Source organism: Acinetobacter sp. AOR43_HL (assembly GCF_027854635.1).
Taxonomy (GTDB): domain Bacteria; phylum Pseudomonadota; class Gammaproteobacteria; order Pseudomonadales; family Moraxellaceae; genus Acinetobacter; species Acinetobacter pittii.
In genome coordinates this window covers 1-22,148 of sequence record NZ_JAKTHX010000022.1, presented here as the reverse complement: position 1 = coordinate 22,148, position 22,148 = coordinate 1, and the positions used below count along the sequence as shown (strand labels likewise).

Sequence of the window (22,148 nt, the reverse complement as noted above, 5' to 3'; positions counted from 1 at the left end):
TAAAGATGACTATTAAACTTAATCCATTAAACGCTATCGATTTTTATAAAGCTGATCACAGACGTCAGTATCCAGAAGGCACAGAGTACGTGTACGCAAACTTTACGCCGCGTTCATCTCGACTTGCTAAAATGTTGCCTGACTTCGACGATAAAGTTGTGTTCTTTGGGCTTCAGGGTTTTATTAAACACTTTTTAATTGATACATGGAATGAAGGGTTTTTCAAGCAACCTAAAGATAAAGTGGTGGCTGCTTATAAACGCCGTATGGATAGTTCATTAGGTGAAGGTGCTGTACCTGTTGATCACATTGAAGCATTACACGACTTGGGCTATTTACCATTACGCATTAAAGCTTTGCCAGAAGGCAGCCGTGTCAATATGCGTGTACCCGTGCTTACCGTAATTAATACAGACCCGCGTTTCTTTTGGTTAACGAATTATATTGAAACCGTGTTAAGTGCTGAGCTTTGGAAAAGCTGTACTACCGCCACTATTGCTTACGAGTACAAACGCTTATTAACTCAATATGCCGTAAAAACTGGTGCACCACTTGATTTTGTACCTGTGCAAGGACACGATTTTAGTAGCCGCGGTATGAGTGGCATTTATGATGCGGCGCAATCAGGGGTAGGCCACTTAACCAGTTTTATTGGAACAGACTCAGTTGCTTCAATCGACTACGCAGAAGAATATTACAATGCCTCAGGTGTCATTGGGGTATCTGTACCAGCAACCGAACATAGTGTGATGTGTATGGGTACAGAAAACAGTGAGCTAGACACATTTAAGCGTTTAATCTGCGAGCTTTATCCGTCTGGTGTTGTTAGTGTCGTGTCTGATACTTGGGACTTTTGGCGAGTCATTACAGAATTTACGGTGGCTTTAAAACCTGAAATTCTGGCAAGACAACCGAATGCTTTAGGCTTGGCTAAATTAGTTTTCCGTCCAGACTCAGGTGACCCAGTTAAAATTATTTGTGGTGACCCAGATGCCAAAGTCGGTAGCTCAGCCTACAAAGGTGCGGTTGAATGCTTATGGGAAGTGTTTGGCGGTATAACCACTGACCAAGGCTATAAAGTACTCAATGAGCGTGTCGGTTTAATTTATGGTGACTCGATTACTCTAGACCGTGCACAGCGTATTTTAGAAGGGTTAGAAGCCAAAGGTTTTGCTTCAAACAACTTGGTGTTTGGGATCGGAAGTTTTACCTATAACTACTTAACTCGCGATACCTTTGGGTTTGCTGTGAAAGCAACTTGGGGACAAGTGAATGGTGTAGGCCGAGAACTGTTTAAAGACCCGATTACTGACTCAGGTGTGAAAAAATCTGCGAAAGGTCTTTTACGCATCGAAGAAAGTGAAGATGGTTTTACCTTGTTTGATGAGCAAACAGCCGAGCAAGAACAAGGCGGAGCACTTAAAACCGTCTTTGAAAATGGTAAACTTCAATATGAGTGTACTTTGGATCAAATTCGTGAGCGTTTATCCATCGCATAACTGAGTTTAGATGAGTCGTTACATGGGTATCGGCTCATCATTTTTATTGAGAGGCTGAACGTGACTATTCAAACTGAACAAGAATTCCTTGCCAGTTATGATCGCCGAGATTATGACGCACCTTTACTCACGGTCGATATGGCTATTTTCTCGGTATTTAATGGTCAGTTACAGGTATTACTCATTAAGCGCCCCAACTTTCCAGCCAAAGACCAATGGGCTTTACCAGGTGGTTTTGCCGATTTAAAGCATGATCAAGACTTGATGGCCACGGCTTATCGTAAGCTGGTCGAAAAAACAGGAATTGCTTCACCTTATTTGGAACAAGTTGCCTCGGTCGGCAATGCCAAACGTGACTCGCGTGGCTGGGCCGTGACTATTTTGTATTTTGCATTAATTGATTTTAATGCCTATCAACACCAAGCATTGGCTGAATACAGTGAATGGGTGCCTGTAGCAAAAGGAAAAGATTTAGCATTGGCGTTTGATCATAATGAATTGCTCAGCTTGGCTTTAGAGCGTTTAACCAGTAAAACTCGCTATACCGCATTGCCAGCTAGTCTAATGCCTGAGTTGTTTACGCTAACCGAGCTACAAACTATTTATGAAATTATTCTTGGGCAATCTTTAGATAAAAAAGCGTTTAGACGCCGTATGATAGAAGCGGGCGCAGTTGAAGAAACCAACCACAGTAAAATTGTAGGCAAACGGCCAGCTCAGCTTTACCGCTATGCACTCGATTCTTTCGATTTTATATTTCCTCGCTCACTCGAATTACCTAGAAATAAAGAGAGTGAAGATAAGCAAAACAATGAGCTTTCTGACTAGCGCATCTTGATGCACTTTGATTTATAATGCCGCGCTTATGATTGATGTCATGTTTTGATCAGCACTTTGCCTATGTCTCACGTTTCTCCCTGCTTCCAGCAAAACCAGTTTTTTGTGTTGGTGGAATATCTCACTTCACTGCATGAAATTTATCCTGTGAAACATGAGTTTGCAGGGTATCCAGCTGCAATGACATTGGCAGATCGCGTACATTCAGATCATGATATTGCGCCGCTTGAAGCCAGCAAAAGTTATCCTGACTCAATAGAGAAAGTCTTACATTTTTCAGGTAAGGCCCGAGACATACAAGAATTTGAGCGCTTTTTACAACAAGCTCAAGTAGCCAATATTCAAAACTTGTTATTGCTTACAGGCGATAAACTCAAACAACACCATAATGGTCGAGACGGACAGCTTCGTAGCCGATACCTAGAGTCTGTAAACGCCGTAATGGCTGCCAAGCAGCATGGTGGTTTTCGTATTGGCGTTGCCTTTAATCCATTTAAATATGTCGAAGCTGAGCGTGATGCACAGTATTTAAAACTGCATAAGAAGATTAAAGCAGGTGCTGACTTTATCATTACCCAATTGGGCTATGACATTGAAGCCTTAAAACAAGCCAAATCATTTTTAACCAAGCATGATTATTCGCAGCAAATACTGGCTTGTGTGATGCCTCTGACTTTAGGCCGAGCCAATTTTATGGTGAAGCATAAAGTCGCAGGTATTGTGATTACCCCGCACATGTTAAAAGTCTTGGCAGAAGAAAAACAGGCAGGGCATACAGACCGCGTTTATTTACGCTGTGCTTTACAGATTTTGATATGTAAACACTTAGGATTTGCTGGAATTCATTTATCTGCCTGTCATAAGCCAGAAGAGCAAATGTTGCTTGAAAGCTACATTGAGCAATACAGACATCTGGAGCTTAAAGCCTTAGAAGAGCTTTGGAATTCACTTTGGCAAGTCACGTCAGGCAAAGAGTTTTCACCTGAAATTACGTATTTTTCACGTCAGCCAACCTCTAAACAATTAATTAAATATCGTCAGCTACATGTTATGCATGAAGCAATGTTTGGATCAAAAATTGCCAAAGGCGTCGGACGTTTTATTTTCAAAGCATCTTTTTGGGAAAACGCTTTGATCGCCAAACTCTTACTTAAAACAGAAGTGCTGAGTAAACATAGCCTAGTGGGCTGTGAAAGCTGTGGTCAGTGCCGCCTAAACGATACTTTATATATTTGCCCTGAAACGTGTCCAAAAGGTTTAGCCAACGGCCCTTGTGGCGGTACAACTTTAGACCGCTGCGAATTTGGTGACCGTGAATGTATTCACTCAGTCAAAGCAAGACTTGCAAAAGCTGTTGCACAAACTGAAATATTAAAAGAGAAATTGATTCCAACTGTGCCTCTTGAAACTAGAGGAACCAGTTCTTGGAAAAACTGGTATTTAGCGACTGAGGCTTAAGTTTTGTATTAACCGTTGATTTGATCTTGCTAAAAAAATCAAATGATAGGCTAAAGCACGGCGATAATTTAAAAATAACAATTGATTGCCTTAATTATGTCCAATCAAAATGGCTATCGAGGAGTATACTTAAAGCAAATCTTTTGCGTTAAAGGAAAGGCTGTCTCAATGAAAAAATTGGTTGCTGTACTTACTGTAATTGTTGTTTTAACTGGATGCGTTTACGACCCTGTTAATTACAACAAAATACACGACCAAGAGTTCCAAGATCACCTCAGGCAAAACGGTTAGTAATAAAAAGCCCACTCAATGAGTGGCTTTTCATTTGGAATAACTTTAGAAGAAATTTTTAAGGGTTTATATAAGTAAAAGATCACTTAAACCACTATTTTTAAAGGTTTGTTCGGCTTTTAAATAAAGAGTTTGAAATTATTTTTATCTGGAAAATATAATTTATTTTAGTCATCAGGATGGCTTATTTATCAAAAATATCGTTTATTTGTTTTATGGATATTATTATTTTTGAAAAATATAATATTTATAACTTATATATATTTTATATTTATAAGTATAACAACTTTGATTGTTAACTCATTTTTAAATTAAATATTGTTTTAATTAATAATACTTAATGATTGCACAATAAAACTTATTCTTAATGTTAGTGAAATAAATCACTCTATTCAAACATATATCTCTATTTGTTACCATTCTTATAAATTATTTATTAACAAATACTTATCTTTGTTTTTTGAGATTTTTTTAACCAAAAATCTCCACAAATTAGAATTACATAATTTTTTAATATAGTTTATATAATATGTTTTATTGACATAAATAGAAAAAATATCTGGCAAATAGGTCAATGATATTTAATTCACTTAAGAACCATAATTTGCACCAAATTTTACGCTGTCACGATTCATTGAATAAAACCAAGTGAAAAGTTACGTAAAAAAGAAACCAATAATTTTATTGGCTTAAATAAAAAATCGAATATTACAAATAAGCGGAATGAATATGGATAACGTAGCTCAGCTAGAAACTGATACTAATTTCCAAAGCCGAAAGAAAATAACTTGGGGTGTTTTTAGTGTCCTGCTGTAATTTTTATTTGCTGGCATATTATATTATTTTTTTGTATATCGTTTCTATCAATCTACTGATAATGCTTATGTGCAAGCTGATGTGACTTGGGTCATGCCAAAGATTTCAGGTGAAGTGATTGAGTTATTAATTAACGATAATCAGGTGGTAAAAAAAGGGGAAACTTTAGCGGTATTAGATCACCGCGATTATCAAGCTCGTTATGATCAAGCTCGTTCAGTAGTCAGCTTGAAAGAGGCCGCACTGGGTGTACAACAACAAAATGAAAAGTCTGCACGCTCTTCAATTACTGAAGCTCATAGTGGCGTAGTGGCAGCACAAGCTGATTTAACTCGTTTAAGAAAAGAGTTCGAGCGTTATCAAGATTTATTAAAAGATGGGGTGATTACACGACAAAACTTTGAAGGCGTTCAGTCTCAATATTTAACGGCCCAAGCTCAGCTCAGCAAAGCGCAAGCCGCCGTAAATGCCGCAGAAGCTCAGTTGGGGAGTTTACAAGCGAGTCGAGCGCAGCTTTTAGCTGATATTCAAAGTGCTCATGCAAACTTAAACCTGTATCAGGTCGATTTGGCTTCATCAAAGGTGGTCAGCCCTGTAAACGGTAAGATCGGTAGCCTAGCAATCCAGAAAGGTTCACGTGTTTCTCCGCAAACCCGCTTAATGGCGATCATTCCTGAAAATAGTTTGTATGTACAAGCAAACTTTAAAGAAACCCAAATTGAAAAAATGCATATTGGTCAGAAAGTTAAATTAAAACTTGATGCTTACCCAAGCCTGACCTATACCGGAAAAATTGAGAGCTTTTCACCAGCTTCAGGCGCAACTTTTTCACTCATGCCACCAGACAATGCCACAGGCAACTTCAACAAGGTTGTTCAGCGTATTCCTGTGCGTATTGCCATAGATTCAAGCCCACATATTGATTTGATAAAACCTGGTATGTCGGTGAGTGCCACCGTTGACCTAAGAACTTAATAAGAAAATTTTAGGTAATAACAAATGAATAAGCACCTTGAGGCCGAGTGGAGATTCCCAGCAAAAACTGCATGGGCAATTTTTGCTGCCATGATTTTTGGCAACTTCATGGCGATTCTTGATATTCAGATTGTGGCGAGTTCTCTAAACGAAGTTCAAGCTGGTATGAGTGCAAGTCGTTATGAAGTCACTTGGGTGCAAACGGTTTATTTAATTGCCGAGATTATTGCAATTCCAATGTCGAGTATTGTCTCGCGGGTGCTTTCAACACGGGTCTATTACACCATCTGTGCAATTGGTTTTACGGTCAGTTCTTTACTTTGTGCTTTGGCATGGAATTTAGAAAGTTTATTGGTTTTTCGCGGTATTCAAGGCTTTATGGGCGGCGGCATGATTCCGACCTCCATGACCGCATTGTATCTACTTTTCCCCGAACCAAAACGTTCATTGCCATTGGTTATGTTTGGCATGATCAGTACTTTAGGGCCTGCGATTGGTCCCACCATTGGCGGTTGGCTCACTAATAACTTTTCGTGGCACTGGATGTTCCTGATTAATATTATTCCGGGCATTATCATTGCTACGGTCATTTACTCAGGCCCTAATATCGATCGTGCCAACTATTCACTCATCAGAAGTATGGACTGGTTCAGTCTAGTCGGTATGGCGATGTTTTTGGGTGGGCTTGAATATTTCCTTGATGAAGGCGCACGGCATGACTGGCTTGCAGACACAGGTGTTCGGATTGCTTTTATGATCTGCGTTGTGGGCGGCATGATTTTCTTCTCTAGAAGTTTCACCCAGCCTAAACCTTTACTCGATTTATCAGTCTTTAAAAATAAAAACTTTACCTTAAGTGCCATCACCACTTTTGTGATTGGCATGGCGCTGTATGGCTTGGGTTACATGATTCCCGTGTTTCTTGGGCAAGTCCGTGAAATGAACAGTAGCCAGATTGGTCACGTCATGATGGTGACAGGCATTGTCATGTTCTGCTTTGCGCCATTTCTTGCATGGCTTATTCCCAATTTTGATACCCGAAAAACCGTATTTGTCGGAATGATTTTGGCGGGCTTTGGTGTTTGGCTCAACTCACACCTCAGCATTCATAGCGATTATGATTTTATGTTTTGGCCGCAAATTTACCGTGGTATTGGTCTCATGATTTGCCTGATTGTGGTGTCGCATTTAGCCATGAGTACTTTGCCGCTGAGTAAAGTGGCTGATGCTAGCGGTATTTATAACCTGATGCGTAATATTGGCGGCGCGGTTGGACTAGCTCTCATTAACTCATCTTTAGATTGGCTCACTTCGCTTCATGTCACCCAGATTAATCAGGCGATGACACCGCAAAACTGGATTTTTACAGAAAGACTCGACCAACTCACGGCGCAATATCAGGAAGTCGGTGCAAATGCACAGCAAATCGCGCTCAGTGTGATTTATCGTGATATTCATTTTCAGGCACTTACATCTAGTTTTAATGATTTATTACGCATGCTCGCAATCATCATGTTTGTGACCGCATTTTTAACCATCTTTATGGATCGGGGGAAGAAAATGAATATGTAGATATTTAAAAATAAAGGCAGCTTTCAAAGAATGAAAAACAATAGGGCATATCAAAACGTATCCCTTCATAGAAAAAGAACATTGATCTGAGTTTTCTAAAATCGGTTGATGAGATCGGGGAACTCACAAATTAGAGGTGGAAGGTTAAAGGATTATGATTAATACAACGTATAAACTAATTTCAAAATTGAACCTGAAAAACACGACTTATGGTCAATATTTTGAAAAAGAGCAAATCGATACAGAGCGATTAAAAGTGATGTATTCCATTTACGAACAGTATTATGAAAATACGAGATTTTCTATTTTCGTAGATGATTTCCAAAATAAAAGCGGTGCGATCTTAATTTTTGATTCGGAAACAGATGAGATTGTGGGTTTCTCGACTGTGGTGGTGCAGCATTTCTATTTAAACGGTAAAGACTACACCGTGTTATTTAGCGGTGATACGGTCATTTTGAAGAAGTTTTGGGGTACACGTAGTCTGCAAAGTACCATGCTCAAGCTTATGATTAAGCTTCGAATCAAATATCCATTTAACGAACTCTATTGGCTCCTCATTTCTAAGGGCTATAAGACCTATCTTTTACTTGCCAATAACTACTATGTGTACTACCCAAATATTAAAGACGAAAACCAGCATCTTTCAGAAGTGGTTGAGCACTACTGTGAAAAATTCTTTGGTGAGTACTACGACCGCGAAGCGGGTCTTTTAAATTTTGGTGATGATTATCAACCATTAAAAGGCGAAGTTGCACCGATTACTGCCGAAATGAGAGAGAAAAACCCAAATATTCACTTCTTTGAGCAGAAGAATCCGACATGGAAAGCAGGCACAGAACTACCGTGTATTGGTCGTCTTGGTTGGAAAGACATAGCCCGTTTCCCTGTGAAGCTGATGACTAAACCGACCAGTAAAGGAAAGTTTGAAGCATGCGTAACCCATAAAACAAAACGTAGAGAGGCCATCCAATGAAATCTAATGAATGGCTAACTTTGGGTTCGCATCTGATTTTAAAAAAATGGTGTGATGCATCTGACCGTAATTTTCAAAAACAATTTAATGCCTTAGAGACCACGCAACGTCAAATTTTGCATTCGATATTACAGACCTCGACCTTTGCCCAAGATAAGAAAGTTCAAAACTATGAGCAGTTTGTAAAATCATTTCCTGCGACACGTTATGGCGCATGGCGAGAAGACATTCAACGCTACCGTGAACAAAAGCTTTCACTCTCAAGCAGTAAGCTGGTTCGTTTCCAGCCGACCAGTGGTTCGAGTGAACAAATTAAGTTTATTCCATATACCAAGCTGTTTTTAGATGAGCTTGATCATGCGATTGCACCGTGGATGGCGAGTTTATACCGCAAATGCCCACAGCTTAGCTCAGGCACTCATTACTGGTCGGTGTCATGGTTGCCTGAAAGTCAGCGTGAAGTTTTAAAAGATAAAAACTTAAATGATGATAGTGCGTTACTTGGTGTAGGTAAGCGAATTTTGTCTAAGTTTACTCAAGCGGTTCCAAGTAATGTTGCCTTTGCCGCCAATGCCGATGATGCACTGTTTGCCACCATTTGTTATTTGGTCGCAAACCGTAACTTAGCCATGATTTCGGTGTGGAGTCCAACGTTTGCGCTGCAATTACTTGAACGTTTGGAGTTGCTGCAACAAGACGTGATTGAGGTTTTACAAAGTGGTTCATGGGGCAGCCGTCAGGCTTCATTAAAAGAAGTGATAGCACCGCGTAGCTCTGAAAGTGCTCAAGCCTTAATTGCAAGTTCAAATAGCACACAGATCGACTTTAAAAAACTTTGGCCAAAATTAAGTCTGGTGTCAAGTTGGGATACCGCAGGTTCAAAAGCTTGGGCGGAGAAATTAAAAGAGAAATTACCCAGTGTTCAGTTTGAAGGTAAAGGCTTATGGGCGACGGAAGGTGTAGTGACTATTCCCTATAACGACCAATATCCACTCGCATATCAAAGTCACTTCTATGAATTTGAATATTTAGAAGGCGAAAAACAAGGTCACATCGTTCCTTCATGGCAGCTTAAACAAGGTGATGTGGTCAGCCCGCTAATTACCTCGGGTAATGGCTTGCTCCGTTACTGTCTGGATGACTGCTTACGGGTAACAGGCTTTATAGAACAAATTCCGTGTTTTGAGTTCCAAGGCCGCCGTTTTGGGGTCGATCTGGTCGGTGAGAAGTTAGCACCTGAAACCGCTCAGCAATTATTGTCTCAGTTAAATGAAACAGAGTCGAAGGCGATTTCTTTACTCGCGATTGATACCCAACAACAGGTTAAACCATTTTATTGCGTGCTTTTTGAAGGCGACATTCATCACAGCATTAGCAATGAATATATCGACAGTATTTTGCGTCAAAACTTCCATTATGAACTTGCTCGAAACTTGGGGCAGCTTGACCAGCCTCAAATTCGTCAGGCCAATAATGGGTGGAATGCCTACAAAAAACTGGTCATGTTTGATGGCATTATCGAAGGCAATATCAAGCCTGAGCCACTTAAAAAAGTCACCCTCAATAGTTTGGAACAACTATGAAAGGGATGAAGCCATTTAATTCTCGGTTTTTAACACTTCGACACGCCTTGTATTTAGGCGTGTTGTTGGTGTCGAACACACATGCCATGACTTTAGATGAGGCTTTGTCTGCCAGTTTGAGACATGAAAGTCAGCTTGAAGTGAGCCGTTTAAGCGTAAACCAGTCTACCGCTATGCTTGAACAGGCCAAACAGCGTGATGGACTTAAAGTCAATTTAGTCGGCCAACTGGACTATGAGCGAATAGATACGCCTTCACACGTCTTGTTTCCAACCGAAGGAAACCGTAAAGGCCGAAGTTTGCAATTGCAGGCAGATTATCCGATTTATACGTCTGGACGACACCGTTTAGGAATTGATGTTGCCGAGAGTCAGCTTTCTGCCCAACACCAAGGCTTGTCAGATCAACGGTCGGAAACCATTTTAAATACGGTCATGGTCTATACCGACGTATTAAAGAAGAAAGCCATTTTAGAGCTTAGACAAAAGACCATGGCAAACCTGCAACGGTCTTTATATGAATCTAAGCGCCGTTTTGACGTGGGAATGATTACCCGTGCAGACTTGGCTCAGGTTTTGGCACAAGTCGCGCAAGGTCAAGCCGATATTACACAGGCGCAGTCTAACTTGACCGTAAGCGAAGCACAGTTTTATCAAGTAACGGGTGTAACGCCTGATAACCTTGTTGCCATTAAACAGCTACCTGCTATTCCCGCGAGCTTAGATGAAATTTTGGCGCAAACCAAAAACCATCCAGCTTTAATGCGTAGTAAATACGAAAAGCAGGCCGCAGAGAAACAATACGCTTTAACCAAACGGGAACTGTGGCCAACGGTCATGCTGACCAGCCGTGCCGGAAAACAAGATGAGGCAAGCTATATTGGTTCTGAAAGTAATAACTACATGGTTGGGGTGCAGCTCAATGTACCGCTCTATGACGATGGTTTAAATCGGGCCAATGTTAAAAAAGCGCAGGCCGATATTGATTTGGCTACGCAAAAAATTCGAAGTCTTGAACTGGACTTAAATAAGCGCACCCGTACCACCTATGCGCAGCTTCAAACCATTAGAGAAAATAAAGAAGCACTGGCAAATGCCATAGAAGCGGCGTCTATTGCCTTTGTCTACACACGTAAAGAGTTTGATGTCGGAACCAAAACCACCTTTGATTTGCTCAATACTGAGCAAAAGCTACTCGATGTACAAACCCAAAAAACCGTGAATGACCAAGACGAAGTGGTGTTTGTCTATCAGCTACTCGACCAAATGGGACGTTTAAACAATTTGGTTCCCACACAGACCGCACAACAGGTGAATAATGAATAAAACAAATCCACCACTTGCTGACAGCACTCTCATTACCCGTGAAGCAACTTTGGCAGATGATCAGGCTTTGCGAGACTTAATCGCAGTACCCATGACCACCAAAGGCATACAAATTAGCTTTCAGCGCGAACCGAGTTATTTTAGAGCGTCTGACATTGTCTATCGTCATAAACTGCATGTTGTGATTGAAGACACCGAGAGTCAAAAAAATGTCGCTTGTTATAGCAATGGTTACCGCCCGTGTTATGTCGATCGGAACATTCAAAACTTACGTTATGCGGGTGATTTACGGGTAGATCACAACTACCGTGGTAAATCACTGGTAAAGGTTTTGGCAAAGCATGTAAAACAAACCATGCATGAACCGAACTATAGTCAAATGATTATTTTTGATGATAACCATGCCGCACGCGCCGCTATACAAACGGGCAAAACGGGAATGCCTGATTATTATGACGAAGGGCTTATCGAGACATTAAGTCTGACTGACTTAGGCGCAAAAAGAAAAATCACGGCTTTTTTAAAGCAGGCTGCTAAACAGAGTGATCTTCAAGAGATCCGTAGCTGTGTTGCTGAAGCTCGGCATGTAGAAACCATGAATCGGTTTATTGCCGACATGGCAGAGTTTTATAACTTTATACCTGCCTATAACTTTGAAGAACTGGCTCAAGGTCATCAGTATTTTTCAGGGATAAAACTCTCAGACTTTTCACTTTATTTTAAAGGTGAAAAACTGGTGGGCATGTTTGGTTTATGGGATCAGCACAGTATTAAGCAAACCAAAATTTTAAATTACAGCACAGTCATTGGAATTTTTAGACCCATTTATAACTTACTGACTCCAATTACTAAGGGCATGCGCTTGCCTAAACTAGGTGACTCTATTCAGTACCATGTGCTACATACGCTTATGTGCCATCCAGAAGATTTGGCTTTGCATCATAAAATGCTCGAAGATGCCTATAACAAGTCAAAACAGCAGGGCGTTGGTGTGGTGAGTTTTACACTTTCACATAAAGACCCGCGCTATCAGCTAAACCAGTTTTATAAAGGTGAACGCTTAACAGGAATGCATGGTTTTATTAGTTATGAAGGCGACCCAAGGCCACATTTTGATAAAAACTTGATTCCATACTTAGAGGTTGGTCGTATTTAATTAAAAGCTTGAAGTGATACTTTGAATGAAGCCCACGAAGTGGGTTTTGTCATTTTATAAAAGAAAATATAGCAATAATTTATAATATAATTATTTAATTTTTAATGGAAAAGTATTTTAATTTTTATTGATGCGTAGTCACTAAACGTACATATAGCGCAACTACTATACAAATCGAAATTTAAGAACATGGTAGTTAAGTGATGAAAAAAAGTTTATTGGGCGGCGTTATTCTGTCTTTGTGTACAACTCCAGCTTTTGCACTAAATATTTTATTGGTTAACGATGACGGTCTTACCAGCAATGTCAAAGCGCTTTATGATGAATTAAAAGCAAATGGTCATAACGTGCTTGTGTCTGTACCGTGTTCACCACAAAGTGGTCGCGGTGGCGCAATTGTGATGTATAGCTCAACAACAATTAATGCGGATAACGATAAGCAAATTGCGGCTGAAAATGGTTGTCACAATGGCGCAGCACCAGTTGGCGCACCTGCTGCTGGAACCTTTACCAAAGCGGGTTATACCAATGGTGACTGGAACTACACGCATGGTACACCAGTCATGGCAACAATTTATGGACTAGACGTGGTTGCACCAAAACGCTGGGGTAAAGCGCCAGACTTAGTTTTATCTGGCCCGAATGAAGGTCAAAATGTCGGAAAAGTCGTTGTGCACTCTGGCACGATTGGTAATGTCCAGTTTTCGGCAGGACGTGGTATTCCATCAATTGCCTTAAGCGCAGATACCAACACGGTAGATGATAAAACGTTAAACAACCCTAACTCTGCGATTGTGGCAAAACAAACTGTAGTGTTATTAAAAGAATTACAAGCTAAGGCAGGCAAGGGCCAGTTGTTGCCAAAAGGCATTACCTTAAATGTGAATTTCCCTAAAAATTTAACAACCAGCACACCGTTTGCTTTTTCAAAAATTGGGACATATGACTTATACAAATTGAAGTTCCAAGTGACGAAAGACAATAAAGGCAACAACCAGTTTGGTCTAGGAATAGACGCGGCACCATCGGCTCCTACAGCCGCGCAAATGTCGGATGAAAGCGCCGTAATGCAAAGTAAAATTGCTGTCACTGCAATGCAAGTTGCTTATGACCAACGACCAGCAGCTCAAGAATGGCTCAAAATTCGTTTAAAAAGCTTATTTAACAAGTAAGGAGAAAGACCATGAAACGTTGTTTGTTGGTTTTACTCCTTGGGCTTGGCTTGGCCGCTTGTAATGACAATGATCACGATGACCAAGTCTCGACTGAAAAACCTGCCTTGGCTCCAAGCTTAGATGTCGGTACTTATATTATTAGTACTGAAACGGATCAAGAGTTACCTATGGCGGGCAAATACTATTCTGGTGCAGATGGTTCTAAATTATTGGTTTTAGATGATGACGAAAACCGCGCCAAAATTGTGATGAGTTATGATGCAAAAACCAAAGCTTGGCAGAGTAACCAGTCTAACCAAGCGATGACCGTTGAATTGGCACATTATGAAAAAATTGATGATCAGAAAATTACGCTGAATCAATTGGTCGGCAATTACGATTTATCTTTTCCAGATGGAACAACGGTCAATGCCGAGATGAATGCACAAGGCAAAATTGTCTCGAAAGACCCAAATTGTGTGTTTACAGGTGTTATTACTGAAAATGCATTAGCGAATACGGCAAACTATCAACTGACCGATAACAAGTGTGATGCGCTAAAAAACAACTCGAAAGGTTATGTTGTGGTAGATGAAGACTTAGAACCTATGAGTTTTAGACTCGTATCTAACACGGTTGCATCAAAAGACATTTGGGCATTTGCACAATCTTAAAACTAAAAGGCAACGGATTCATTTCGTTGTCTTTTACCCCAACCTATCTTGCGCCGTTGAAACAGCTAACATGGTTTGAAGGTAATAATCTACTCGTGATTGATTATTTTCTTTATGTGAGTTATGCGCATTAAAGGCTGCGTCATGAAGTTTCACGACTCGAGCGATCGGATTCAAACCACAACGAATTAAATATTCTTCGCGTGTTTCAGTTTCTCGTTTAGTTAATGCATCAACGGCATCACGGACTTCTTTTCCAAATAAACTTTCGATTTTGTCTAGCGTAAGAGGTGTGTCTTCAACGCTATCGTGGAGAAGAGCTGTAATAATATAGACTTCTGAAAATTGGTGCTCAATTAATGAATTGACCACACCTTTAATATGGTAATCAAAGTAATCATGAGGACCATACTTTTGACCTTGATGTGATTCTTTTGATAATTTCTCTGCGAGTTCAACTTGATTTTGAGTCATTTTTTGCTCTTATTACTTTAAGTATATGACACGGCCTAATTTGTGAGATGGGACGCTAAAGTCATAATTTTATACTGGATAGCGGCTCTTAAAAACATCTCTTAATAATAATACTGTCTCTTTTTATTTATTGATTTTTAGCTGAAATAGGACAATTCAGACTTTAAGTTTTTGAAATTTTAAACTTTAACTTAATGATCTAAAAGTAGATTATAAATAATACTTAAGAATTTCCTTAATTATCTAATTAAATGAAAAATAATAATTATTTAAATATTTTCTAGCCAATTTCACATTGACACCTCAAATATTCAAGATTACCATTTGCGGGCTGGCCTACATTGCCAGTCGGTTTTAGCAGACCGTTTTAAGACCGCATCAGACTTATTCCTTTCTGAGGGATAGTCTCATGTGCACACCTCGTTCCCTCCCGTAGCGGTAGGACGGGAGTGGGACACCTACGGGTGTGCTGGATGTCTTAACCAGTCTGCTAACCCACTTCCGTTCTGCCACCATAATTCTAATGTTTTGGCAGAACTCCATATATAAGGAGTTGGCTTTGTACATTCATCATTTCATGGCAGCCATTGCCAAAAGCTATAACAACACAGCTTAAAACATTTAACGCAGCTTGATTGCCGTAAGGCTTATTCAGGCTCTAGCTCGTTATTACTTAAAACTTAGACAATTAAACCTTGAGATGTGCTGCGCACAGTCTTTACGGCTTTGCTATGCCTTTTTTCTCCCAAAAGGCAGCGGTTTTTATATCTCATTTACATACAACAATAATTTTATAACGGTAAAAATATGCCACATTTAGTTCTCCCAACACGTGCATTACAAGTCGTAAATAAATCAATTGAGTTATTTCACTACAACGGGTTTCATCTGGTCGGCATCGACAGACTTGTGAAAGAGTGTGAAGTTACCAAAGCAACTTTTTATAACTACTTTCACTCAAAAGAACGGTTGATTGAAATCTGCCTGATTGTGCAAAAAGAGCGCTTAAAAGAAAAAGTGGTTTCAGTGGTTGAATATGACCGCGACACAAACGCAATGGATAAACTCAAAAAGCTCTATCTTTTACATACCGACCTAGATGGACTGTACTACTTATTATTTAAAGCTATTTTTGAAACAAAACTGACTCATTCAAAAGCGTACATAACCGCCGTGCGATATAGAACTTGGCTCATCAATGAAATATATAGCCTGCTTAGAGTACTTAACAAGGATGTTTCTTTTACTGATGCCAAACTCTTTTTATATATGATCGAAGGCGCCGTTATTCAGCGTTTAAGTTCCGATGAAGTTGATGAGAGGGTGGTTGAGGTGTTTTTGAGGGGGATGGGGTGAGGTGGCTTTTAAGCTTTCCTCATCTTATTTAAGTTATATGATTACAGAATGATTTACTACTCCACATAATGTGCAAGTAATGTGATTTAGTACTCAAAATTAATATTGAAATTTTTTGTTACATAAATTATCAATTAAAATATAGACAGCATGCTGTCTATTTTTAGAACAAAAAAACGAGAATCTACCGCTTTTTACCCTTTATTTCTGCATATTTTCTCATATTTCGCAGAGTTTTGATGTTTTTAGCTCTTAGTATGTAAAAACTATAAAGTGTCTTAGAGAGCAAGTGCGACATATTTAGACGCAATTAACTTCCACTGAAATAATTTTTGTAATAAAATTAGATCAATGCCCAACATTTAGTGGTTGGACAGTTAGAAGTGCACTAGATATAGAAAAGAACTAGGTGGCAGCCTAGTTCCTTTCTTCAATATCTAGAACACATCAACCTTTAAGTAAGAGACGGAGATTAGAAATGTCACTCTTAAAAGCATTAAACGAAGTGTTGAAATTTAGAATTACATCCTATTTGAAATTTAGTCAAGCTGAATTTCGTTTAAGATGGTCGTTCAAAAAGCCGCGTGATTATAGCGAAAAGCAGATCAAATTGGAATGCCTTAGCTATATTAAATGCTAGTTTAGTGTCATAAGGGTGACATTACTGCTCAAAGTCTCTCTTTTATAAGAGGATTCCATCATGGAATTTTTAGACTTTGGCGATATGCCAAAAATGACTCCAATTATCGGTAAACTTCCGAAACTTGGAACAAATAAAGCTGAAATCTTAATGTTTTTATTGTCTGGTGATCAGCCAACCAATAGGCAAATGGGACATAAGCTTGACTGTGTTAGCTCGGCTGCTCGTATTTGTGAACTAAGGCAAGATGGGTGGTTAATTGAAGCACATAAAATCCCTTATCGGACAGAGACAGGGAAGGATGTTCACTATTGCAAGTATTATATTATGAATTTGCAAGATGTTTTAACACATCCTAGAGTGCAGCAGTTTATCGAGTGGCACCGTAAACGTAAATAATAATTCAGGTAAAAAGCATCAGAAGATGCTTTTTACCTATCTAGAATATATTTCATAGCTATTATTTTTAAGAAAAAGAGAATAAGTTTTATTGAATATTCTTTTAATAAGCTAAGGAAATTGATTCAAAATGAATAATCTCTACTTTTTAATATAAGTGGAAATATATCCAATAAATTTATTTTAACTGCTACTGAAACAATTACATCAAAAGACATAGCATTTTTGATACGAAGGAGTATATTTTGAGAGACTTTAATTCTGGTGATATACATGGAGATGTTCAAATCAATGATAACTCCAATAATACTAAATATAAATTGCTTATTCACTGTACACCTGAGGAATTAATACAAGAGGAATCTCATCGAAGGGCTTTACTTTCAGATGAGCGCTCACGGAAAAATAGAACTAATTTTAGATTTTTTGGTTTTGCAATATTTTTGTTTTCTATTGCTTTTTTTTGGTATTTGATTCAAGGGGAACTTGATATCGCCTCATTAGTGATAGGAATGGCAAGTGTATTTGTCGCTGTGAAAACTCTCCATGCCGCAGATACACCTACTGATTTTGAAAAACGACAGCTGCTAACACTTCAGGAGATCAGCACTCTGCTAAGAGAAAGAGGTGTGCGTCGATAATTATTAAATTTTTCTATTCAATTTTATATAACTTGTATTATGTTAATGAGGATATAGGCCATATGAATACAATTACAGATATTTATATGGCTGATTTAACCTAGAAAAGCAACATAAGAAAGCCCTAAATAATTAGGGTTATTTAATACATATTGATATAAGTAATGATTTTCTATAATTATCAACTTTCCTATAATTGAAATAACTGTAGCTAGACATATCATCCATTTCCATAACTTTTATAAATTTAGCCTATTAATTTTTATTCTCTAAAACTTAAGCATCTGGTACTAAATCAAAAGCTTTTCCACTAAAAATTTTACCAGTCTGCGTGGTAAAAACTGGAATTAATTTTACATTTTTTTTATAGCCATTTTTTTGTAATGTAGCTTCTAAGTCATCAACAACAAATAAATATTGGAAATTAGTTCCACTATGAAGTTCATATGGAAAATTACAACCTAAAGGATTCCTGTAGAAAGCTGGGATAGTCTTCTTATCTGGAAGTTTTAGAAAACATGAGGATAAGATTACAGTCTTTTGTCCATGATTGATGCATTCCAAGAATAAATAGTATTCATCTGAAAGTTTATTGCCATAATTTATAAAACCAAAACTTTTTTTAATTTTTAAGTTTTCTCTTATTTCATACCATTTTGACAAAACTGTATAGATTAGTCCTAGAATTGTTGGCACGCCAAAAAATATAGCAATCCAGTCTGAAATACTTAATTCCATTTAGAATAATTTCTACTTTTTTCCAAAATCTAATTGATAATACAACGCCTTACCATGAAATTCCACCCCACAAAAGCCTCACATTGGGGTATAGTTCACCTTTTAGATAGTAGCTTCTTTGATTGCAAGTGATATTATGGTTTCTATTAAATTAAAAGATAAAATAAATGAAAATAGTGAATTCATTTCAATGCGGAAAATATTTGAAGAAATAAGAGAAAAGACAGATCTTAAAAAGGATTTCGAGATAGCTGAGTTATTAATACCAATAGCTAAAAAATGTCATGCTTATAACCAATATCAATTAGACAATGGTAAGCCTATGCGCTTATTTGAGAAAAACCCTAGTGATAGAAATAACGATTTTGACTATACATTATTAGAAATCGCGAGAGGAGACTTATATTTAGATGATAGTAGTATTTTTAATAATTATGTATTAGAAAAGTGGGACTTTTATCATGAGTTTAATAATTTGACCTCTTATAATTTAGAAGATATAGATCAAACAACTCAAGAAGATCCTAAACTATTTGACTCTATTTCTTTTAATGAGTTTATAAAAGAAGCTGAAAATGATTTAGAAAAGATTTCCATCCTTTATCCAACTATCAATTATTCAGAGCCGCATCTACGGCCATTATTTTTAACTGATTTATTTACAATAATTGAAGCAGCTTGCCTTGTAACTGGAGATAATCCTATAAAAATTAAATCTTTAATTGATAGTGGGGATTTAAACTATAGTAGTCATTACTCAGAGCATTCCCAAGCAGTCAAGGCTATTGAAAGAGCGATCTTAGTTAAAAAATTAGAATTAAAAGGTGATCTAATTACTCGTGAATCTTTACAAAAATATTTTTTGAGTCGTGGACTTACCATTCAACATTTTAATACAGATATTGTTATGGAATTATCAAGTGAAAAATATAGTATAGAAAATTCAACATTAGTACAGCCTCCACTTGAGCTTCACCCATCACAATCTAATCAATTATTAAAAGAAAATGCACAGCTAAAAACAGATCTAATTCAAGCACAGCAGCTTATTAAAAAATTGGAAGAACAAAGTAATCAATTAATACATCCTGCGCTTGATTCAAACCATCCAAATTATGCTCCAGAATTAAAATTAGCCTTTGAGTTGTGGGAAGAAATTTATATAAATGGTAAGTATGTTGAATCACACAGTAAATCAATTGAAAAACTTTTGTGTGAAAGGGGGCATGAAACACGTTCAACTAAAACATACGATTTGAGTAATCTTGCAAAAAGAATAATTTCTATTACTAATAAAAATTTAAAAAAGACAAGTGGTTAGCTATGTGACACATGTATGTGTCACAAATTAGATTAAAGGTGTCACTTGTATGACACCTCATATTTTTTGTTTTAATAGCCTCATTCCCACAATGAGGCTTTTTTATGAATCTCTATTATTTATTTTTAAGCTTTTTAGAGGGTTAGATATCTGTAGAAATATCTACTTATTTTTTTATTAAGGTAATTAGAAAATGAAACACAAAGAATTTGTATATGTAAAAATGCGTTTAAATGATGAATTGCATAAAAACATGAAAGTGAAAGCACAGCTTGAGGAGCGGTCAATGAATTATCTAGTAGACCCAATCCAGCTATTGTCTGATCCAAATATTTTACGTAATGCTTTACTGACCTATTCAGAAAAAGTGATTGAGCTAGAGCATAAAGTTGAAGTTATGCAACCTACCATGGAAGCATTTGACCGTATTGCTACAGCCGAGGGAAGTATGTGCCTAACTGATGCTGCTAAAGCTCTACAACAAGAACCGCAAAAATTTAATAAGTGGCTTCACATGAATGACTGGATTTACAAACGTAATGGCAGCAAACATTGGGTTGCTTATCAAGAGAAAATTAAAGCGGGATATTTAGAACATAAAGTAAAGGATATCCAGCTGCCTGATGGGACGATCAAAATCACGGAGCAGGTGAGAGTAACACCAAAGGGTTTAACCAAGCTTTCAAAGCTTCTAGGAAACAATAATGCATAATTTAGGCAATAAAAAAGCCCTTCAGAGAATTCTTGGCGGAATCAAAGGGCTTTGGATTGCTAACACAAGGAGCATTAACAGTGAACAGTATGGTACAAGGGTTTGGGAAAAATCAAGTCTACGATGCCAGTGATGTTGCTGAAGGTTATGGTTTACTAACAAAATATATAGCCAGCTTAGAATGCTTAAGTCAGATGCTTCTATTTAAGTTAAAGCAATTTAAAAAGCCCTGAGAGCCTGTAAATTATTTTGTGTAAGTTCCATTTTTTATAAATGATCTTTTAATCGATCATCGAACTGAATCGTAAACCAATTCATTGCTAAACGCCAATTTTGAATTGGCATCGTCCATTTCTTCGCAGCATTTGATGTTGCTAAGTAAATGACCTTCTTTACTGAGTCATCAGATGAAAAGATTTTCCTTTTCTTCGTTGAATGGCGTATTACGCTATTCAACGACTCAATCGCATTTGTTGTATAAATTGCATGACGTATTTCGGCTGGATAGCTAAAGATCGTTCGGATATTTTCCCAATTGGCCCGCCAGGATTCTCCAATTTTGGGATACTGGTGATTCCATTGATCACAGAAGATGTCTAGGGATTTTAAAGCATTTTCCTCTGTACTTGCCTGATAAATCGCTTTCAGACCCGACGTAACAGCTTTGTAGTCTTTCCAGCTTACAAATCTCAGGCTATTGCGTACAACATGCACGATACACAGTTGAATATCAGTATGAGGGTAAACAGAGGCTATCGCGTCAGGGAAGCCTTTTAATCCATCTACACAGGCAACAAGAATGTCCTGTACTCCTCGATTTTTTAGCTCTGTCATGACTGACAGCCAGAATTTGGCACCTTCTGTCTGAGCAATCCACATACCCAGTAATTCTTTTTGCCCATCCATATTGATGCCTAAAGCAAGGTATACGGACTTGTTAATCACATTGGAGTGCTGACGGACTTTGACAACAATACAGTCAAGATAGACAACAGGATAAAGGCTATCTAAGGCTCTATTTTGCCACTCAGTCACTTGCTCAATCACAGCATCGGTAACTTTGCTGATGAGAGATGCTGACACATCGGCATCGTACATTTCTTTGAAGAAGGCTACAATTTCCCTATTAGTCATTCCTTTTGCATACAGTGAGAGGATTTGGTCATCCATACTGGTGATGCGTGTTTGGTGCTTTTTGATAATTTGTGGCTCAAATGAACCTTCTCGATCACGGGGAATATCTAAAGCCAGTTGTCCATCTTGAGTTGTAATGGTTTTAGAACTAAACCCATTACGGCTATTTGAGCCTTTCTTGGGCTGATGCTTTTCATAACCGAGATGGTCTGAAAGTTCAGTATTGAGTGCAGTTTCAATCATGAATTTTTTAAAGACTGCTGTCATTTGGTTTAAGTCTTCTGGTGTTTTTAGACCTTTAGCCAATTCGGCAGCCATACTTTTGATTGTTGCTTCATCCATGTGAAGTACCTTTTGTAATTATCCTCTGAAGGATAAATGAAAATTAAGTACTTACACAAAATTTAGAACAGTCCC

The 22,148-nt window shown here is 38.1% G+C and carries 20 protein-coding genes and 1 pseudogene; 18 read left to right on the top strand and 3 right to left on the bottom strand.

Annotation, left to right across the window (positions count from 1 at the left end; translation table 11 throughout):
• Window positions 1–5: 5 nt before the first annotated feature.
• The 12 genes and pseudogenes from MKL33_RS09375 (at window position 6) to MKL33_RS09320 (ending at window position 14,316) form a co-directional block, all read left to right on the top strand.
• Window positions 6–1,499 carry a nicotinate phosphoribosyltransferase gene (locus MKL33_RS09375; RefSeq protein ID WP_270906859.1) on the top strand — a complete coding sequence of 498 codons (1,494 nt, stop codon included), beginning with the start codon at window positions 6–8 and terminating at the stop codon, window positions 1,497–1,499.
• Between the two features lie 60 nt (window positions 1,500–1,559).
• Window positions 1,560–2,327 (top strand): ADPR responsive transcriptional repressor NtrR, encoded by a 768-nt coding sequence (gene ntrR, locus MKL33_RS09370; RefSeq protein WP_270906858.1) that lies wholly within the window; start codon window positions 1,560–1,562, stop codon window positions 2,325–2,327.
• 72 nt (window positions 2,328–2,399) lie between these two features.
• Complete coding sequence (locus tag MKL33_RS09365) at window positions 2,400–3,794, top strand: methylenetetrahydrofolate reductase C-terminal domain-containing protein (RefSeq protein ID WP_270906857.1); 1,395 nt, start codon at window positions 2,400–2,402, stop codon at window positions 3,792–3,794.
• A gap of 168 nt (window positions 3,795–3,962) precedes the next feature.
• Window positions 3,963–4,085, top strand: a complete 123-nt coding sequence (locus tag MKL33_RS09360; protein WP_000737387.1) for a hypothetical protein — start codon at window positions 3,963–3,965, stop codon at window positions 4,083–4,085.
• Between the two features lie 729 nt (window positions 4,086–4,814).
• Window positions 4,815–5,876, top strand: a pseudogene (locus MKL33_RS09355) (HlyD family secretion protein).
• Between the two features lie 24 nt (window positions 5,877–5,900).
• Window positions 5,901–7,448 (top strand): DHA2 family efflux MFS transporter permease subunit, encoded by a 1,548-nt coding sequence (locus MKL33_RS09350; RefSeq protein WP_270906856.1) that lies wholly within the window; start codon window positions 5,901–5,903, stop codon window positions 7,446–7,448.
• Window positions 7,449–7,635: 187 nt separating this feature from the next.
• Entirely contained in the window at window positions 7,636–8,424 is a 789-nt protein-coding gene (locus MKL33_RS09345; protein WP_170248859.1) for a hypothetical protein, read from the top strand.
• Window positions 8,421–10,007, top strand: a complete 1,587-nt coding sequence (locus MKL33_RS09340) for a GH3 family domain-containing protein (protein WP_270906855.1) — start codon at window positions 8,421–8,423, stop codon at window positions 10,005–10,007. Before MKL33_RS09345 ends, MKL33_RS09340 begins: the two co-directional genes overlap by 4 nt.
• Window positions 10,004–11,332, top strand: coding sequence for a TolC family protein (locus MKL33_RS09335; protein WP_270906854.1), 1,329 nt, complete (start codon window positions 10,004–10,006; stop codon window positions 11,330–11,332). The genes MKL33_RS09340 and MKL33_RS09335 overlap by 4 nt, the downstream gene beginning before the upstream one ends.
• A complete protein-coding gene (locus MKL33_RS09330; protein WP_270906853.1) occupies window positions 11,325–12,488 on the top strand; it encodes a hypothetical protein in 1,164 nt (387 codons plus the stop codon). The genes MKL33_RS09335 and MKL33_RS09330 overlap by 8 nt, the downstream gene beginning before the upstream one ends.
• Before the next feature lie 200 nt (window positions 12,489–12,688).
• Window positions 12,689–13,660, top strand: coding sequence for a 5'/3'-nucleotidase SurE (gene surE / locus MKL33_RS09325; protein ID WP_078225296.1), 972 nt, complete (start codon window positions 12,689–12,691; stop codon window positions 13,658–13,660).
• Between the two features lie 11 nt (window positions 13,661–13,671).
• Complete coding sequence (locus tag MKL33_RS09320) at window positions 13,672–14,316, top strand: hypothetical protein (RefSeq protein WP_032042474.1); 645 nt, start codon at window positions 13,672–13,674, stop codon at window positions 14,314–14,316.
• 33 nt (window positions 14,317–14,349) lie between these two features.
• Here MKL33_RS09320 and MKL33_RS09315 read toward each other — a convergent pair whose 3' ends face one another.
• On the bottom strand, window positions 14,350–14,790 hold the full coding sequence (locus tag MKL33_RS09315; protein ID WP_032042475.1) for an HD domain-containing protein: 441 nt from the start codon (window positions 14,788–14,790) through the stop codon (window positions 14,350–14,352).
• 807 nt (window positions 14,791–15,597) lie between these two features.
• On the opposite strand from MKL33_RS09315, the gene MKL33_RS09305 reads away from it, so the two are divergent.
• The 3 genes from MKL33_RS09305 to MKL33_RS09295 all read left to right on the top strand — a co-directional run bounded on the left by MKL33_RS09305 (window position 15,598) and on the right by MKL33_RS09295 (window position 17,826).
• On the top strand, window positions 15,598–16,146 hold the full coding sequence (locus MKL33_RS09305) for a TetR/AcrR family transcriptional regulator (protein ID WP_078225297.1): 549 nt from the start codon (window positions 15,598–15,600) through the stop codon (window positions 16,144–16,146).
• 700 nt (window positions 16,147–16,846) lie between these two features.
• Window positions 16,847–17,185: a helix-turn-helix domain-containing protein gene (locus tag MKL33_RS09300; protein WP_005075983.1), complete on the top strand. Its 339-nt coding sequence runs from the start codon at window positions 16,847–16,849 to the stop codon at window positions 17,183–17,185.
• A 245-nt stretch (window positions 17,186–17,430) separates the two neighbouring features.
• Window positions 17,431–17,826, top strand: coding sequence for a hypothetical protein (locus tag MKL33_RS09295; RefSeq protein WP_032042477.1), 396 nt, complete (start codon window positions 17,431–17,433; stop codon window positions 17,824–17,826).
• Between the two features lie 276 nt (window positions 17,827–18,102).
• Here MKL33_RS09295 and MKL33_RS09290 read toward each other — a convergent pair whose 3' ends face one another.
• On the bottom strand, window positions 18,103–18,564 hold the full coding sequence (locus MKL33_RS09290) for a hypothetical protein (protein ID WP_032059820.1): 462 nt from the start codon (window positions 18,562–18,564) through the stop codon (window positions 18,103–18,105).
• Window positions 18,565–18,682: 118 nt separating this feature from the next.
• Here MKL33_RS09290 and MKL33_RS09285 point away from each other — a divergent pair, with 118 nt between their 5' ends.
• The 3 genes from MKL33_RS09285 to MKL33_RS09275 all read left to right on the top strand — a co-directional run bounded on the left by MKL33_RS09285 (window position 18,683) and on the right by MKL33_RS09275 (window position 20,830).
• Window positions 18,683–19,885 carry a hypothetical protein gene (locus tag MKL33_RS09285; protein WP_057061364.1) on the top strand — a complete coding sequence of 401 codons (1,203 nt, stop codon included), beginning with the start codon at window positions 18,683–18,685 and terminating at the stop codon, window positions 19,883–19,885.
• Between the two features lie 253 nt (window positions 19,886–20,138).
• The gene (locus MKL33_RS09280; protein ID WP_049068930.1) at window positions 20,139–20,597 is read left to right on the top strand and encodes a phage antirepressor KilAC domain-containing protein; all 459 of its coding nucleotides are present in this window, start codon (window positions 20,139–20,141) and stop codon (window positions 20,595–20,597) included.
• Window positions 20,598–20,677: 80 nt separating this feature from the next.
• Window positions 20,678–20,830 (top strand): hypothetical protein, encoded by a 153-nt coding sequence (locus MKL33_RS09275; RefSeq protein WP_155519119.1) that lies wholly within the window; start codon window positions 20,678–20,680, stop codon window positions 20,828–20,830.
• Between the two features lie 34 nt (window positions 20,831–20,864).
• On the opposite strand, the gene MKL33_RS09270 is transcribed toward MKL33_RS09275, so the two are convergent.
• Window positions 20,865–22,073 (bottom strand): IS256-like element ISAba26 family transposase, encoded by a 1,209-nt coding sequence (locus MKL33_RS09270; protein WP_000343018.1) that lies wholly within the window; start codon window positions 22,071–22,073, stop codon window positions 20,865–20,867.
• Window positions 22,074–22,148: the final 75 nt, after the last annotated feature.

Excerpts from the sequence above, each read along its gene's own strand:
- MKL33_RS09375 (WP_270906859.1), top strand. The coding sequence starts at position 6 with ATGACTATTAAACTTAATCCATTAAACGCTATCGATTTTTATAAAGCT.
- MKL33_RS09365 (WP_270906857.1), top strand. The coding sequence starts at position 2,400 with ATGTCTCACGTTTCTCCCTGCTTCCAGCAAAACCAGTTTTTTGTGTTG.
- MKL33_RS09360 (WP_000737387.1), top strand. The coding sequence starts at position 3,963 with ATGAAAAAATTGGTTGCTGTACTTACTGTAATTGTTGTTTTAACTGGA.
- MKL33_RS09350 (WP_270906856.1), top strand. The coding sequence starts at position 5,901 with ATGAATAAGCACCTTGAGGCCGAGTGGAGATTCCCAGCAAAAACTGCA.
- MKL33_RS09340 (WP_270906855.1), top strand. The coding sequence starts at position 8,421 with ATGAAATCTAATGAATGGCTAACTTTGGGTTCGCATCTGATTTTAAAA.
- MKL33_RS09335 (WP_270906854.1), top strand. The coding sequence starts at position 10,004 with ATGAAAGGGATGAAGCCATTTAATTCTCGGTTTTTAACACTTCGACAC.
- MKL33_RS09330 (WP_270906853.1), top strand. The coding sequence starts at position 11,325 with ATGAATAAAACAAATCCACCACTTGCTGACAGCACTCTCATTACCCGT.
- MKL33_RS09320 (WP_032042474.1), top strand. The coding sequence starts at position 13,672 with ATGAAACGTTGTTTGTTGGTTTTACTCCTTGGGCTTGGCTTGGCCGCT.
- MKL33_RS09315 (WP_032042475.1), bottom strand. The coding sequence starts at position 14,790 with ATGACTCAAAATCAAGTTGAACTCGCAGAGAAATTATCAAAAGAATCA.
- MKL33_RS09305 (WP_078225297.1), top strand. The coding sequence starts at position 15,598 with ATGCCACATTTAGTTCTCCCAACACGTGCATTACAAGTCGTAAATAAA.
- MKL33_RS09300 (WP_005075983.1), top strand. The coding sequence starts at position 16,847 with ATGGAATTTTTAGACTTTGGCGATATGCCAAAAATGACTCCAATTATC.
- MKL33_RS09290 (WP_032059820.1), bottom strand. The coding sequence starts at position 18,564 with ATGGAATTAAGTATTTCAGACTGGATTGCTATATTTTTTGGCGTGCCA.
- MKL33_RS09280 (WP_049068930.1), top strand. The coding sequence starts at position 20,139 with ATGAAAGTGAAAGCACAGCTTGAGGAGCGGTCAATGAATTATCTAGTA.
- MKL33_RS09270 (WP_000343018.1), bottom strand. The coding sequence starts at position 22,073 with ATGGATGAAGCAACAATCAAAAGTATGGCTGCCGAATTGGCTAAAGGT.